Here is a 13,946-nt window from a genome sequence, read left to right on the forward strand (position 1 = left end):
ATGCGCCGGGTCGCCGTTCCGCTCGATCTGACGCCGGACGCCGCGCGGCCGCGGGATGGTCGCGACGTGGCCCTCTCCGGACCGACCATGGGCGTCACCTGGACGGTCCGGGCCCGCGCGCCGGACAGCCTCGGCGACGGCGCCCTCCGGACGGCGGTGCAGGACGCCTGCGACCGCGTGGTGGCGCAGATGAGCCACTGGGAGCCGGACAGCGATCTCTCCCGCTTCAACCGCGCGCCCGCGGGGAGCTGGATCCCCTTGCCCGAGGAGTTCGAGGCCGTGATCAGCGCCGCCCTCGAGGTCGCCGAGGCGACCGGCGGGGCGTTCGATCCGACGCTGGGCCGCCTCACGGACCTGTGGGGTTTCGGCCCCGCCGGCCCGATCGATCGCCCGCCGCCAGTCCTCGCGCTCAATGGGCCGCGCACCGGCTGGTGCGCGCTCCGGCTGGAGGCGGGCCGCCTGCTGCAGCCGGGCGGCGCGGCGCTGGACCTCTCAGGCATCGCCAAGGGCTATGGAGTCGATTTGGTCGCCCGGGCGCTCGCGGCCCTGGGCGTGCGCGATTACCTGGTCGAGATCGGCGGCGAGCTGCGCGGCTCGGGCGTCAAGGGCGACGGTCAGCCCTGGTGGGTCGAGCTGGAGCGGCCGCCCGACGCAAGCCTGGGCGATCCGCCGCTGCTCGTGGCGCTGCACGGCCTGTCGGTCGCGACCTCCGGCGACTGGCGGCGCAGCTTCGTCGCCGACGGCCGGCGCTACAGTCACACCCTCGACCCTGCGGCGCGCAGCCCGGTGTCCGGCGCGACCGCCGCGGTCACGGTGCTGCATCCCGAGTGCCATCGCGCCGACGCGCTCTGCACGGCCCTGATGGTTCTGGGGCCTGAGGCCGGCGCCTTCGCCGAGGCGCATGATGTGGCGGCGCTGATCCTCACGCGGACGCGCGAGGGCTATGCCGAGGTGCTGACGCCCGCGCTCGAACGGCTGCTTGCCTGACGATGCGCTTGCCGCGCGCGACGCGGGGCTCTACCGTCCATTCAAACAAGCGTTGGGAGGATGGCCGAGATGACCATTGGCGTGATTGCGAAACTGCCGATCCAGGAGGGCAAGGCGGCCGAGTTCGAGGCGTTCTTCACGGAGCTTGCGCAGCAGGTGCGCGCGAACGAGCCCGGCAACCTCGCCTACCAGCTCACCAAGAGCCGGACCGAGCCCGGCGTCTACAAGGTGCTGGAGGTCTACAAGGACCAGGACGCCCTGACCCATCACGGCGGCACCGAATACTTCAAGGCGGCGGGTCCGAAGTTCGCCGGCTTCCTGGCGGGCCGTCCCGAGATCGAATACCTCGACGGCGTGGGGTAGTGCGCCATGGACCTGGACTTCGCCCCTGAGGACCTCGCCTTCCGTGACGAGGTCCGTGCGTTCATCGCCGAGGCCTACGACGAGGACATGCGCGCCCGCATGGCGCAGTCCAAGAACGGCTACCTCGACAAGGCGAGCCAGGTCCGCTGGCTGAAGCGGCTGGGCGAGAAGGGCTGGATCGCGCCCGACTGGCCGGTCGAATACGGCGGCACGGGCTGGTCGCTGGGCAAGAAGTACGTCTTCGACATGGAGATGGCGCTGGCCGGCGCGCCTTCGACGTCGAACATGGGGCTGAAGATGTGCGCCCCGGTCGTGATGGCTTTCGGGACCGAGGAACAGAAGCAGCAGCACCTGCCGAAGATCCTGTCGACCGACGTCTGGTGGTGCCAGGGCTACTCCGAGCCGGGCTCCGGGTCGGACCTGGCGTCGCTCGCGCTGAAGGCCGAGCGCGACGGCGACCACTACGTCCTGAACGGCTCCAAGACCTGGACGACGCTGGCCCAGTGGGCCGACTGGATGTTCTGTCTGGTGCGGACCTCCAACGAGGACATCCGCCAGAAGGGCATCAGCTTCCTGCTCATCGACATGAAGACGCCGGGCATCACGATCCGGCCGATCCCGACGCTGGACGGGCCGGTGGAGGGCGAGCAGGAGATCAACGAGACGTTCTTCGACAACGTCCGCGTGCCGGTCGCCAATCGCATCGGCAAGGAAGGCGAGGGCTGGACCTACGCCAAGTACCTGCTGCAGTTCGAGCGCGGCAACGCGTATGCGCCGGGGCTGCAGAACCAGCTCCGCAAGGTGCGCAAGATCGCGAGCCTCGAGCGCTCGGACCGCGGCGGCTCGATGCTGGCCGACCCGGACTTCCGCCGGAAGCTGGCGGAGGTCGAGATCAAGGTCGAGGCGCTGAACGCCACCGAGCTGCGCATCTTCGCCGGCCGGGCCAACGGCGAGGCCATGGGCGCGGTCTCCTCGATGCTGAAGCTCGAAGGCAGCCAGATGCAGCAGGCGATCACCGAGCTGGCTCTGGAGGCCGCCGGCCTCTACGCCCAGCCCTTCGTGCGCGACACCTGGGCCGAACTGAACGGCGACACGAACCAGTTCCGGGCCGGTCCGGACTATGCCGCCACGGTCGCGCCGCAGTACTTCAACTACCGCAAGACCTCGATCTACGCCGGGTCGAACGAGATCCAGCACAACATCATGGCCAAGATGGTGCTGGGGCTGTAGCGGCCGCACGGCCAGCCGGTTCGCGGATCGCGGCGGGCCGGCTGGGCGCTGTCTAGCCGACGTCGCGCCCGAAGAGCCGACGCACCTGGCGTGAAAAGGCCCCCGCTCCGCGCGGATCATCTCGCGGAACTCAGCCTGCTGGCGCCAGTACGGTTCGGGCGCGTCCATCACCGCCTGGACGCGGCGCGCGAGGTCGCCGGACTGCAGGTCCGCGTCGCAGAACTTGAAGGCGTCCGGCAGCGGGAAGTCTTCCGCGAAGGCGGCCGCGCCCGCAGCGTTGAGGAACACCGTGGCTCCGCAGGCGGCGGCTTCCCGCGGCAGCCGGTCCTGGCCCGGGAAATGGCCGAAGTCGATATAGACCCGCGCCTGCGAGAAGATTTGCTTCAGCTGGCTCTTGCTGAAGCCCTTGAGGCGCATGCCGCTGAGCTGCGGATTGTCGGCGAAGAACCGATCGCCCGTGTCGCCGCCCTTGGCGGCATTGTAGGCGCAGACGCGTTTGGGCGAAGGCGCCGTGGCCGGCGCCTGGGTGAACAGCGGCGAGGTGTAGTCGCGCAGCTCGCCAACGTTGGCCGCCCCGTTCCGATGCAGGAAGTCGCGCGCGTAGGCGCTCTGGTAGAGGTGGATGAGGTCGGGACGGCCGAACAGCTCACGCGCGAAGGCTTCCTCCCGCAATTCAGGAATCAGGACGTAGGCGTTGTCGACGGAGAGCCACCAGATCGCCACCTTGCCCCTCGGAAACGTCCGATGAAGATGCGCCATCGTCTCGGGCAGGATGACCAGGCTGTCGTCGTCCCACTCCAGGCGTTCGGTATGCCGGGGCGCATACTCGGCGTAGAACTGCATGATCTCCGGCGCCCGAGGCGCGATATTCTGGATGTGGTCGTGGGCCACGCGGTTCCTGTGCTCCGCGTCGGTGTAGATCATCCAGCTCTCGAGGCCGATTTCGCCGGCGACCTGGGAAAGCTGATGCAACGCCTCGGGTCCGCCGCTGGCCCAGACCGGACACACCACGGCGACTCGCTTGATACCGGTGAGGTCCATCGATCCTTCCCAAAGGCGCCAGCCCCTGTCAGCGATCTGCCAATGTCCGTCAAGCTGATGCGCCTGAGGCCACGATGACAGGGTCGCCCGCTATCCGGCCCGCCGGCCGCAACAAGCCTTTCGACTATCTGATCGTGGGCGCGGGCTTTGCCGGCTCGGTGCTGGCCGAGCGCCTGACCAGCCAGCTGGGCAAGCGCGTCCTGCTGGTCGACCGCCGGCCGCACGTGGGCGGCAACGCCTATGACGAGAAGGACGCCGGCGGCGTGCTGATGCACAAGTACGGCCCGCACATCTTCCACACCAACTCGGAAGAGGTGTTCCGCTACCTGTCGCAGTTCACCAGGTGGCGGCCGTACGAGCACCGGGTGCTGGCTTGCGTGAGGGGCGGGCTGCACGTGCCGATGCCCATCAACCGCACCACGCTGAACATGCTGTACGGCGTCAACCTGCAGACCGAGGCCGACGCCGAGGCCTTCCTGGCCAGCCGTGCGGAGCCGGTGGAGAAGATCCGCACGTCCGAGGACGTGGTGATCAGCCAGGTCGGCCGCGAACTCTACGAGATGTTCTTCCGCGGCTACACCCGCAAGCAGTGGGGCATGGACCCGTCCGAGCTGGACAAGGCGGTGACGGCCCGGGTGCCGACGCGGACCAACACCGACGACCGCTACTTCACCGACAAGTTCCAGGCCATGCCGCTCGACGGCTACACGCGCATGTTCGAGAACATGGTCGACCAGAAGGGCGTCACGCTGCAGCTCGGCGTCGAGTACGAGGACGTGCGCGACGAGGCCGACTTCGACCGGCTGATCTTCACCGGCCCGATCGATGAGTACTTCGACCACCGCTACGGCAAGCTTCCGTACCGGAGCCTGCGCTTCCAGCACGAAACCCTGGACCAGCCGTGGTTCCAGCCGGTGGCGGTGGTCAACTATCCGAACGAGGAGACGCCCTACACCCGCGTCAGCGAGTACAAGCACATGACCGGGCAGCAGTGCGACAAGACCACGATCACCTACGAGCACCCGAGCGCCGAAGGCGACCCCTACTATCCGGTGCCGCGTCCTGAGAACCAGGCGCTGTACAAGAAGTACGAGGCGCTGGCGCTGGAGACGCCCGAGGTCCACTTCGTGGGGCGGCTGGCCACCTACCGCTACTACAACATGGACCAGGTCACCGGGCAGGCGCTCGCCACCTTCCGCCGCATCGCCGAACGCGAGGGATCCTAGCCTCAGGCCGCCTGGGCGGGAGCCTGCACGAGTTCGGCGGCCTTGCGCCGCCAGATGCCGGCGAGTTCGAGATAGCGCCGACGGTTCGCCTGCCAGTCGACGCGGCCGGCCTCGGCTTCCGCCTCCTCGGCAAGCTTCAGATAGCTGGCGGCGTTGCGCATGGCCCGATCCTTGTTGGCCACATCCAACGCCGTTCGGCCGGCTATGGTTGCGCTTGATCCCGAGACGCCGCGGATCGTCAGGCGACGGTCGCGCGCCGGACCCGCTGCCTCGCATCGGGTCCGGCGCGCCTGCCCTCAGGCGAACTGGAACGGTCGGTGCTCGCGCCGTTCGCGCGGCGCCGCCTTGCGGTTCAACTCGCCGAACAGCACCACCGTGGCGAGGCCAGCGTTGATAAGGGCAAGGCTGAGATGCGCCCCCGGTCGCCCTTGAGGCCCAGGGCCTCGATCTCGGCCACCGCCTGTCCCGCGGCGAGGGCTGCCGTCAGCGGCCCGTAGTCCGGAATGTTCCAGCCGAGCCAAGGCGTCAGGTGCAGGACGACGAAGCCCAGGGAGACGGCGAGGGTCACGCCGGCGGCCGCGAGCCGGGTCGGCCGCAGCACCAGCAGGACGGCAAGCGCCGCCGCGGCGACGCCGAAGATGTAGCGGCCGGTCGGGTCCAGCCAGCCGGCGCCGGTCCGCGCCTCCGCCCAGCCGAAGATCGGGTGCACGTCGCCCACGGCGAACTTCGGCCATACCCAGAACGCGACGAGGCTGATGGCCAGCATCGCTGCGCCGCTCACGCTCCAGAGCTTTCCTTGATTGGTCATAGCGTTCCTCCGTCGTTTGCCGCGGAGCCGCAATGTCGTCGGCCCCGCGCATGCGCGGCCCGACATCGCGACGTCGGCGTCGCCAGAGGGGCCCGGGCCGCTCCTCGATCTGGGAGCTTGGCCACGGGCTTCAAGTCCAACGTCGATTGCAAACGCTCATGGCCTTGATGAGCGTTGCTGAACGCGGGACGGCTGAGCGCCGTCCCGCGGTTGCTTCTTAGCGGTAGCGATAGCCGTCGTAGCGATAGCCGTCGTCGTGGTCGCTCAGGGCGCCGCCGATGATCAGGCCGATGACGCCGCTGGCGATCGCCGCCATGATCACGTCCCCGTTGGTGTCGCGATAATACCGGTAGCCGGGCCGCGGAGCGGGAAGGCCGTAGGCGCCGTAGTTCGGCAGGTAGTAGCGGCTGTCGCGATAATTCGAGTAACGCGCGCCTTCGCGCCAGCGGCCCTGGTACCCGTTGTAGCCGTACTGGGCGCCATAATAGCGGAAGCGGCGCTCCTGGGCGTAGCGGCCGTCGCGGCGGTTATCCCGACGATCGTACTGATCGGGCCGGCCGTCGCGGTCGCGGTCGCGGTTCCACTCACGATAGTCCGGCCGCCCGTCACGGTCGCTGTCGCGATACCGCTCCTGGCCGTAGTAGCCGGGCTGGGCCGCGGCTGATCCGGCCACAGCCATGCCGCTGAGAGCGGTGGTGGCGGCCAGAGCGGATATCAGAAGGCGCTTCATGGATGTCTCCTTGTGGGAGTTACCTACGCCTTCCTGGATGACCTCAATGGCTCCAACGCCGTTCATCTCCCGCTCATCCGCGGCCTCATCCCGCGCCGTGCGGAAGGCGGCCGCAGGCGCTGGCGGCTACTTGCTGAGCTGACCGCGCACCGCGCCGGGCGGGAACTCGGCGTTGTGGACGTTGACGTAGTACATGCCGGGGTTCTGGAGGATGTCCTTTACGACCGCCGCGTCGGCCGTGGCGCAGTCCTTCACCTTGCCGTCGGCGCCGGGGGTCTTGAGCGGGACAACCGGCGGACCGGCGACATCGGGACCGCCCTTGTGGATGTGGGCGGCGGTCGCCGGCGCGATCTTTTTCGACCATCAGGTCGTAGCAGACCTGGTTCTGGCCGACGTTGACGCGGAAGGTGGCGTGGCCCTGGCCGTCGGGATCGCCGGGGTTCGGCTTCTCTGCGGCGCCGGTCAGGTGAGCCGACAGCGGACGGCCTGCTTCGGTCTTGGCGGCGCCAGTCTTGGTGTCCTCGGCGTAGGCGGCGATGGCGAAGAGGCCGACGGCCGTGGCGACGAGAACGGCCGGAACGTAGCGGACGATGCGCGCGTGCGACATGGGCGTCTCCCCTTATGGGTTTCGCCCCACCCGATCCTGAGCGGCGAGACTGAAGCCCAAGCGGGCTTCAGCGTCAATCCGGGACGAATTCCGGGTCAGGACCACCCCGGGCCACCCGCCCGCAAGGTTCAGTTGCGGGTCGGGATCACCACCGGAAGATGCTCGTAGCCCTTCACGAAGGACGAGAAGACCCGCTTCGGCGGGCCGACCACCTCGATCCGCGGGAAGCGGGCGAGGATCTCCTCCCAGATGATCTTCAGCTGCAGCTCGGCCAGGCGGTTGCCCACGCACCGGTGGATGCCGAAGCCGAACGACAGGTGCTGGCGCACCCGCGGCCGTTCGATCCAGTAGTCGTTGGGACGCTCGATGACCGTCTCGTCGCGGTTGCCCGACACGTACCACATGGCGACCTTGTCGCCGGCCTTGATGGTCTTGCCGCCCAGTTCGTAGTCCTGCAACGCGGTCCGGCGCATGTAGGCCAGCGGCGTCTGCCAGCGGATGGTCTCGGACACCATGTTCGGGATCATGCCGGGATCGGCGCGGAGGATGCGCTCCTGGTCGGGGTTCTGGCTCAGCGCCAGGATCGAGCCGGAGATCGTGTTCCGCGTCGTGTCGTTGCCGCCGACGATCAGCAGGATCAGGTTCCCGAGGTACTCCATGCGGTCCATGTTCCGGGTGGACTCGCCGTGGGCCAGCATCGAGATCAGGTCAGGCTTCGGCGGAGCGTTCACCCGCTCGTTCCACAGCCGCATGAAGTAGTCGACGCACTCGAACAGCGTCTGACGGCGGAGCTGCTCGTGCTCGTCGGGGTCGGTGGTGCCCAGGATGCCGCTCTCGGGCGCCGAGGTCGCGACATCGGACCAGTGGGTCAGCTTGCGGCGGTCTTCCCAGGGGAAGTCGAACAGCGTGGCCAGCGTCATGGTCGTGAGCTCGATCGAGACCTTGTCGACCCAGTCGATCTCCTCCCCGATCGGCAGGTCGTCCAGGATCTTGCCGGCGCGCTCGCGGATGATCGGCTCGAGGTAGGCCAGGTGGTTCGGCGCCACGATCGGCTGGACCGTCTTGCGCTGCACGTCGTGCTTCGGCTGGTCCATGGCGATGAACATGGGCAGCGTGAAGTCGTCGGCCGGGTCCGGCAGCACGATCGTTGGCTCGGACGAGAACACCTGGTGGTTCGTGTCCACCGCCATGATGTCGTTGTACTTGGTCACCGACCAGTAGCCGCCGACATCCTCGTAGGGCGAGACCGACCAGTGGACGGGGTCCTCCTTCCGCAGCCGCTCGAAGTAGGGCCACATGGTATCGGTGCGGAAGAGCTCGGGGTCGCCCGGATTGATGTCCTCCAGCGGCATCGAATAGGCCGCGTCGCGCGCCGCGCGCTTCAGGTCGATCGAGGCGTCATCCATGGGTCATCCTCCGGCGAAATCTTGGAGCACGGGTCATCGGTCGGCGCCCGCGGCTTCCGCTGAGTGAACGATGATCCCGAACCGAAGGCGAGTCAATCAAACATGACGGGGGCGTCAACTTTGTGCTTCCGACAATCCCTCTCCTTGATGGGGAGGGAAGCTCGCGAAGCGAGCAGGGTGGGGGGAGCGGCCTCATACCCCACTCGGCTGCCGCTTCGCGGCATCCACCCTCCCCATGAAGGGGAGGGATGGTCCTTAGGCGTTGAAGTTCAGCTTCAGGCCTGGCCTGGGCCACGTCGCCTTGTAGAGTTTGCCGGTCGCCGAGGCGGTGATCCACGCCGTCGTCATGTCCGGGCCGCCGAAGCAGATGTTCGTCACCACGAGGTCGGGCACGGCCACGTGCTCGGTCGTCCCGTTCGGGTCGAAGATCGTGACGCCGCCATTGATGATGGTGGCGACGCACACCTTGCCCGACGCCTCGACGGCCAGACTGTCGAGCAGCTGGTAGTCGGGCAGATTGGCGATCACGCGCCCGGGCGCGAAGCCGGGGCCTTCGGCGAGCTTGCCCGGCGCCTCGACGTCGAAGGCCCAGAGGCGGCCCAGCATGGTGTCGGCGACGTAGACGACCGTCTCTTCGGGCGAGAGGCCGATGCCGTTCGGCGAGATCAGGTGGTCGCGCTGGCGGGTGATCTGCGAGCCGTCGGCCCTGGCGTAGTAGACCGCGCCGTTCTTGCGGCCGTCCTCGGTGGAGCAGCCGTGGTCGCTGAACCAGAAGCCGCCCGACCTGTCGAAGACGATGTCGTTGGGTCCGACCAGCCGCTTGCCGTCGCAGGCCTCGTACACCGTCTCCAGCTTGCCGGACGTCAGGTCGTAGCGCTGGATCATGCCGCCGGTGTGGGTGGGCGGCGTCGGCCCCGGGATGGTCAGGCCATCCCGCTCGAGCCACACGAACGAGCCGCCGTTGTTCGTGATCCAGATGGCGCCGTCCGGGCCGATCGCCGCGCCGTTCGGGCCGCCGCCGGTCTCGACCACGGTTTCCTTCTTGCCGTCGGGCGTGACGCGGGTGAGCCGCTGGCCCTTGATCTCGGTGAGGATCACCGATCCGTCCGCCATGGCGATCGGGCCTTCCGGGAACTGCAGCCCTTCGGCGACCAGCTCGATATCCATCCTCGTCCTCCCGTGTCTCGTTTTGCCGAGACTATAGCCACAGCGGCCCCGGGGAGGTGAAGCGGGAACCGCGCCTTACGTGACGTAAGATATTACGCTTCATCGTCATGCGATTTCTAACGTTACGTAAGATGCGCCATCCGGATGTGGCGCGGATACTTCACCTATCATTTTCGATAGCTTGTCGAGACTTGTCGAACATCTCAGGTTCTCGCCGCATTGGCCGATCCGCGGCCGACAGGTGACGCGCCCGACAGAGGCGCGCCCAGGGAGGGATTTTGAGATGCTGACACCCCGTTCGCGCGCCGGCCTCGTGCTGGGCGCTTCCGCCATTGCGCTGCTGACTGCGTCCGGCGCGTTTGCCCAGACCGCTCCGCCGGCTCAACCTTCGGCCACGGCGCTGGACGCCATCGTCGTCACCGCCCAGCGGCGCGAGGAAAGCGCCAACGACGTCGGCATGGCGATCCAGGCCGTGCGTGGCGAGGTGCTGGAACAGCTGCACGTCACCGACACCCGCGACCTGAGCGCGTTCGCGCCAAGCTTCACGGTCTCGCAGAGCTACCAGGGCGTGCCGACCTATACGCTGCGCGGCATCGGCTTCAACACGATCAACATCTCGGCCACCTCGACGGTCGGCACCTATGTCGACGAGGTCGCTTACGCCTATCCGTTCATGATGACGGGGCCGATCTTCGACCTGGAACGGGTCGAGGTCCTGAAGGGGCCGCAGGGCACCCCTGTACGGGCGCAACACGACCGCCGGCCTCATCGACTTCGTCACCCGCAAGCCGACGGATGAGTTCGACGCCTCCATCACCGGTGAGGTGGGCAACTACGAGACGTTCAACGTCGAGGGCTACGTCAGCGGCGCGATCGCCGAGGGCCTCTCTGGGGCCTGGCGTTCCGCAGCGAGAACAGCGGCAAGGGCTGGCAGGTCTCCAACACCCGCGGCGAACGCCAGGGCGAGGTCGAGCGCTGGGCGGTCCGCGGCTCGCTGGCTTTCAATCCGACCGAGCGCTTCTCGGCCGACGTCTCGCTGACCTACTGGGAGAACCAGTCTGACACCGTTGTGGCGCAGGGCATCGGCTTCACGCCGGCCACCGCCAGCAGCCCGTTCCTGGCCCCCGGTCTCGCCGCCTACATCGCCGCCAACCCGCCGACCAAGGCGAGCCAGGCCGACTGGGCGCCGGCTTCGGTGCGCGGCGTCGACATCGGCATCGGCGCGGGCCTCGCCGGCCCGCTGGCCGAGGACAACAGCTTCCTCGGGCTGAAGGTGCGGCTGGGCTACGACCTGACCGACAGCGTTCGCCTGGTCTCGCTGACCGGCTACAACGACCTGAAGCGACGGGCGCTCTCGGACTGGAGCGGCGCGCCCTACGAGATCCTGCTGCAGCGGGCCGAGGGCGACATCGAGTCCTTCTCCGAGGAACTGCACCTCGAGGGCGGGGACGAGCGCACCAACTGGCTGGTCGGCGCCTACTACGCCAAGGACGAGATCGTCGACGCCAACCGCACCCTGCTCGGTCAGAACGCCAATGTCGGCCTGATCCGCGCCGCCGGCCTTCCGCTGCTGGGCACGCCCTTCAACACCGGCGGCTATACGCCCGCACAGCTGGCCCAGGCGTTCCGCACCTACGTCGACCGCGGCGACATCGAGACCAGGACCTGGAGCGTCTTCGCCAACGGCGACTACAGGATCACCGAGCAGCTGAAGCTGACAGCCGGCATCCGCTACACCGAGGACAAGCAGGACTACGCGGGCTGCTCGCGCGACTTCAACGGCAGCATGCTGCCGAACGTGAACGTCGTGAACCGGGCCCTGTACTTCCAGGTCTATGGCGTGATCCCGACGCCGATCGTCGCCAACGCCTGCAACACCTTCGATCCGGCCACCGGCCAGTTCGGCCTGGTGACCTCGACCCTGGACGAGGACAATCTCGCCTGGCGGGTGGCGCTGGACTGGACCCCGACCGAGGACCTGCTGCTGTTCGGCTCGGTCTCGCGTGGGGCCAAGGCGGGCGCGACGCCGGTCAACGCCGCCAACATCTCGACCCAGAACGCGCCGGCGAAGCAGGAACTGCTCACCGCCTACGAGGTGGGCTTCAAGGCGAGCCTGCTGGACCGGCGGATGCAGGCCAACGTCAGCGCCTTCTACTACGACTACAAGGACAAGCAGCTCAGCGTCTATTTCGCCGACCCGATCTACACCGCGCTCTCGCGGCTGCAGAACGTGCCGAAGGGCGAGGCCTACGGCCTGGACGGCGAGGTCACCTGGCGGCTGACGCCGGAGTTCACCCTCATCGCCTCGGGCACGCTGCTGAAGACCGAGGTGCAGGACTATGTCGGGATCAATTCCGCCGGCCAGCCGCAGGACTTCGACGGCGCCCCGTTCCTCTACAGCCCCGAGAAGTCGGCGGCGCTGACCGCGCTCTACAACCGCGAGCTCAACGGGAGCCTCGGCCTGCAGGTGGCGGTGAACGCCCGCTGGCAGGACGACAGCCACGCCGATCTGGAAGGCGATCCGCGGTTCAAGATCGACGCCTACGGCCTGCTGAACGCCAGCATAGGCGTGCACAGCCTGGACGACCGCTGGCGGGTGCAGGTGTGGGGCCGCAACCTCACCGACGAGTACTACTGGACCGCGGTCAGCTCGAACGCGAACGTCGTGGTCCGCTTCCCCGGCCAGCCGCGCACCTACGGCGCATCGCTGACCTACAGCTTCTAGACCTTCCTGGTTCCTCCCCTGACGCCGGAGGCGGCTGGCGCCGCCCCGGCTCCTTTTTTGCCGGGCCTAGACGCGTTCCAGGATCCGCCACGTGAAGGGGTAATCGTCGGACTCTGACGCGGGGTGATCCTCGCGGGAGACCTCGCGCCACTGGCTCTCGTCGATCGGCGACAGCGCCACATCGCCGGCCACGTCCGCGTGCACCTCCGTCAGGTAGAGGCGGCCCGCCTTCCTGAGCGCCAACTCGAACAGGGAGGCGCCGCCGATCACGCAGACCTCCCCCACGCCGTCCTCGGCCGCCTGCTCGCGGGCGATCTGCACGGCTTCCGAAAAGTCCTCGACCACCAGCGCGCCCGGCGCCCTCGTAGCTCTGGTCCTTCGTCAGCACGATGTTGGTGCGGCCGGGCAGGGGCTTCTTGGGCAGGCTCTCCCAGGTCTTGCGGCCCATGATCACCGGCTTGCCCATGGTCGCCTCGCGGAACATCCGCAGGTCCGACTTCAGCCGCCAGGGCAGGGCGCCATCCCTGCCGATCACGCCGTTGCGGGCGCGGGCGATGGGGCCGGCGGCGAGGATGATGCGCGACATGGCCGGGTGATAGCCCGGCCGCCGTCCGCCGCCAACGCTCAGCGGGCGGCGGCGCGCTCCGCCTTCTGACGGTCGACCATGGCCTTCACGTCGGCCAACAGCGCACGGGCGTCGTAGGCCACGCCGCGCGCCACGGTCCAGCGGACGCCGCCCACCGTCTCGATGCGGTTGTCGGCGGAGAGCCGCTGGTGGCCGGTGCCGTAGAGCGTCTTGAAGTTGGCCAGCGGGTTCTCGGGCGTGATCACCAGGTCCGCGCTCATGCCGGGCCGGACGATGCCGAAGCTGGGCGCCTGGCCCCTCGGCTCGGCCAGCGCGCGGCCGCCGTTGCTGGTGGCGGCCTGGATCACCTCGAGCGGGGTGAAGCCCGCCTCCTGCAGCAGCTCCAGCTCCTCGATGTAGCCGAAGCCGTACAGTTTCCAGATGAAGCCCGAGTCCGAGCCGGTGGTCACCCGCCCGCCCATGTTCTTGTAGTCGTTCATCAGCCGCATGAAGCGGCCGTAGAAGTTGCGCCAGGCGACCTCGTTCGACGTGGTCCAGTCGAAGAAGTAGCTGCCGTGGTTGTCGCGCGTGGAGACGAAATAATCCGTCAGCGTGGGCAGCGTGTAGGCCTGGTGCCAGTCGGCGTTCTTCGCCCGCATCAGGTCGCGGGAGGCGGCGTAGATGGTCATGGTGGGGTCGAAGGTGACGCCCGCCGCCTTCTGGGCCTCGAGATAATCGGTCCAGGCCTTCGAGCCCGGCTCGACCTCGTCCCAGATCTCGGCCGCCTCGCCGAAGCGCTTGGCCTCGTCGTAGAAGTTGTAGTCGTTCGGGTACTTCTGGAGCCGGCCGTTCGCGAGCATGCTCTCGAAGTGGCCGTAGAAGTGGGTGACCGTGCCCAGGCCCTTCTCGCCGAACTGGCGGGCGTTCATGCCGGCGACGCCAGGCTGGGAGATGTGGGCCACCGTTCCCAGGCCGACCTTCTTCGCCTCTTCGAGGGCGGCGGTCATCACCTCGGGCGTCTCGTCGTTCCAGCCGAAGAACTTGATCCCGTCGACGCCGTTCTTCGACGCCCATTGCACCCAGGCGCGCGC

General features: G+C 68.1%; 14 protein-coding genes and 2 pseudogenes. 7 read left to right on the forward strand and 9 right to left on the reverse strand.

Annotated features, from left to right (window positions below):
- The 5 genes from LRS10_RS11805 (at window position 1) to glf (ending at window position 4,847) form a co-directional block, all read left to right on the forward strand.
- A complete protein-coding gene (locus tag LRS10_RS11805; protein WP_257837423.1) occupies window positions 1–987 on the forward strand; it encodes an FAD:protein FMN transferase in 987 nt (328 codons plus the stop codon).
- A gap of 69 nt (window positions 988–1,056) precedes the next feature.
- Entirely contained in the window at window positions 1,057–1,350 is a 294-nt protein-coding gene (locus tag LRS10_RS11810) for a putative quinol monooxygenase (protein ID WP_257837424.1), read from the forward strand.
- 6 nt (window positions 1,351–1,356) lie between these two features.
- Window positions 1,357–2,580 (forward strand): acyl-CoA dehydrogenase family protein, encoded by a 1,224-nt coding sequence (locus LRS10_RS11815; protein ID WP_257837425.1) that lies wholly within the window; start codon window positions 1,357–1,359, stop codon window positions 2,578–2,580.
- 90 nt (window positions 2,581–2,670) lie between these two features.
- On the forward strand, window positions 2,671–3,699 hold the full coding sequence (locus LRS10_RS11820; protein WP_257837426.1) for a hypothetical protein: 1,029 nt from the start codon (window positions 2,671–2,673) through the stop codon (window positions 3,697–3,699).
- Entirely contained in the window at window positions 3,696–4,847 is a 1,152-nt protein-coding gene (glf, locus tag LRS10_RS11825; protein ID WP_257837427.1) for a UDP-galactopyranose mutase, read from the forward strand. Before LRS10_RS11820 ends, glf begins: the two co-directional genes overlap by 4 nt.
- A gap of 2 nt (window positions 4,848–4,849) precedes the next feature.
- Here glf and LRS10_RS11830 read toward each other — a convergent pair whose 3' ends face one another.
- The 7 genes and pseudogenes from LRS10_RS11830 to LRS10_RS11860 form a co-directional block, all read right to left on the reverse strand.
- A complete protein-coding gene (locus tag LRS10_RS11830) occupies window positions 4,850–5,008 on the reverse strand; it encodes a hypothetical protein (protein WP_257837428.1) in 159 nt (52 codons plus the stop codon).
- 191 nt (window positions 5,009–5,199) lie between these two features.
- Window positions 5,200–5,655 carry a hypothetical protein gene (locus tag LRS10_RS11835; protein ID WP_257837429.1) on the reverse strand — a complete coding sequence of 152 codons (456 nt, stop codon included), beginning with the start codon at window positions 5,653–5,655 and terminating at the stop codon, window positions 5,200–5,202.
- 217 nt (window positions 5,656–5,872) lie between these two features.
- Complete coding sequence (locus tag LRS10_RS11840; RefSeq protein ID WP_257837430.1) at window positions 5,873–6,385, reverse strand: RcnB family protein; 513 nt, start codon at window positions 6,383–6,385, stop codon at window positions 5,873–5,875.
- A gap of 126 nt (window positions 6,386–6,511) precedes the next feature.
- On the reverse strand, window positions 6,512–6,736 hold the full coding sequence (locus tag LRS10_RS11845) for a CHRD domain-containing protein (RefSeq protein ID WP_308238018.1): 225 nt from the start codon (window positions 6,734–6,736) through the stop codon (window positions 6,512–6,514).
- Between the two features lie 61 nt (window positions 6,737–6,797).
- Window positions 6,798–6,992 (reverse strand): annotated as a pseudogene (locus LRS10_RS25120) (hypothetical protein); the annotation flags it as partial.
- Between the two features lie 128 nt (window positions 6,993–7,120).
- Window positions 7,121–8,398 carry a cytochrome P450 gene (locus LRS10_RS11855; RefSeq protein ID WP_257837432.1) on the reverse strand — a complete coding sequence of 426 codons (1,278 nt, stop codon included), beginning with the start codon at window positions 8,396–8,398 and terminating at the stop codon, window positions 7,121–7,123.
- Window positions 8,399–8,653: 255 nt separating this feature from the next.
- On the reverse strand, window positions 8,654–9,565 hold the full coding sequence (locus LRS10_RS11860) for an SMP-30/gluconolactonase/LRE family protein (RefSeq protein ID WP_257837433.1): 912 nt from the start codon (window positions 9,563–9,565) through the stop codon (window positions 8,654–8,656).
- 283 nt (window positions 9,566–9,848) lie between these two features.
- Here LRS10_RS11860 and LRS10_RS11865 point away from each other — a divergent pair, with 283 nt between their 5' ends.
- Entirely contained in the window at window positions 9,849–10,364 is a 516-nt protein-coding gene (locus tag LRS10_RS11865; RefSeq protein ID WP_257837434.1) for a TonB-dependent receptor plug domain-containing protein, read from the forward strand.
- 270 nt (window positions 10,365–10,634) lie between these two features.
- Complete coding sequence (locus LRS10_RS11870) at window positions 10,635–12,290, forward strand: TonB-dependent receptor domain-containing protein (protein ID WP_257837435.1); 1,656 nt, start codon at window positions 10,635–10,637, stop codon at window positions 12,288–12,290.
- A 66-nt stretch (window positions 12,291–12,356) separates the two neighbouring features.
- On the opposite strand, the pseudogene LRS10_RS11875 reads toward LRS10_RS11870, so the two are convergent.
- Window positions 12,357–12,876: pseudogene (locus LRS10_RS11875) on the reverse strand (dihydrofolate reductase).
- A 38-nt stretch (window positions 12,877–12,914) separates the two neighbouring features.
- Entirely contained in the window at window positions 12,915–13,934 is a 1,020-nt protein-coding gene (locus LRS10_RS11880; protein ID WP_257837436.1) for an amidohydrolase family protein, read from the reverse strand.
- Window positions 13,935–13,946 lie beyond the last annotated feature (12 nt).

Origin of the sequence: Phenylobacterium sp. J426 (assembly GCF_024699945.1) — a bacterium.
In the GTDB taxonomy this organism is placed as follows: domain Bacteria; phylum Pseudomonadota; class Alphaproteobacteria; order Caulobacterales; family Caulobacteraceae; genus Phenylobacterium.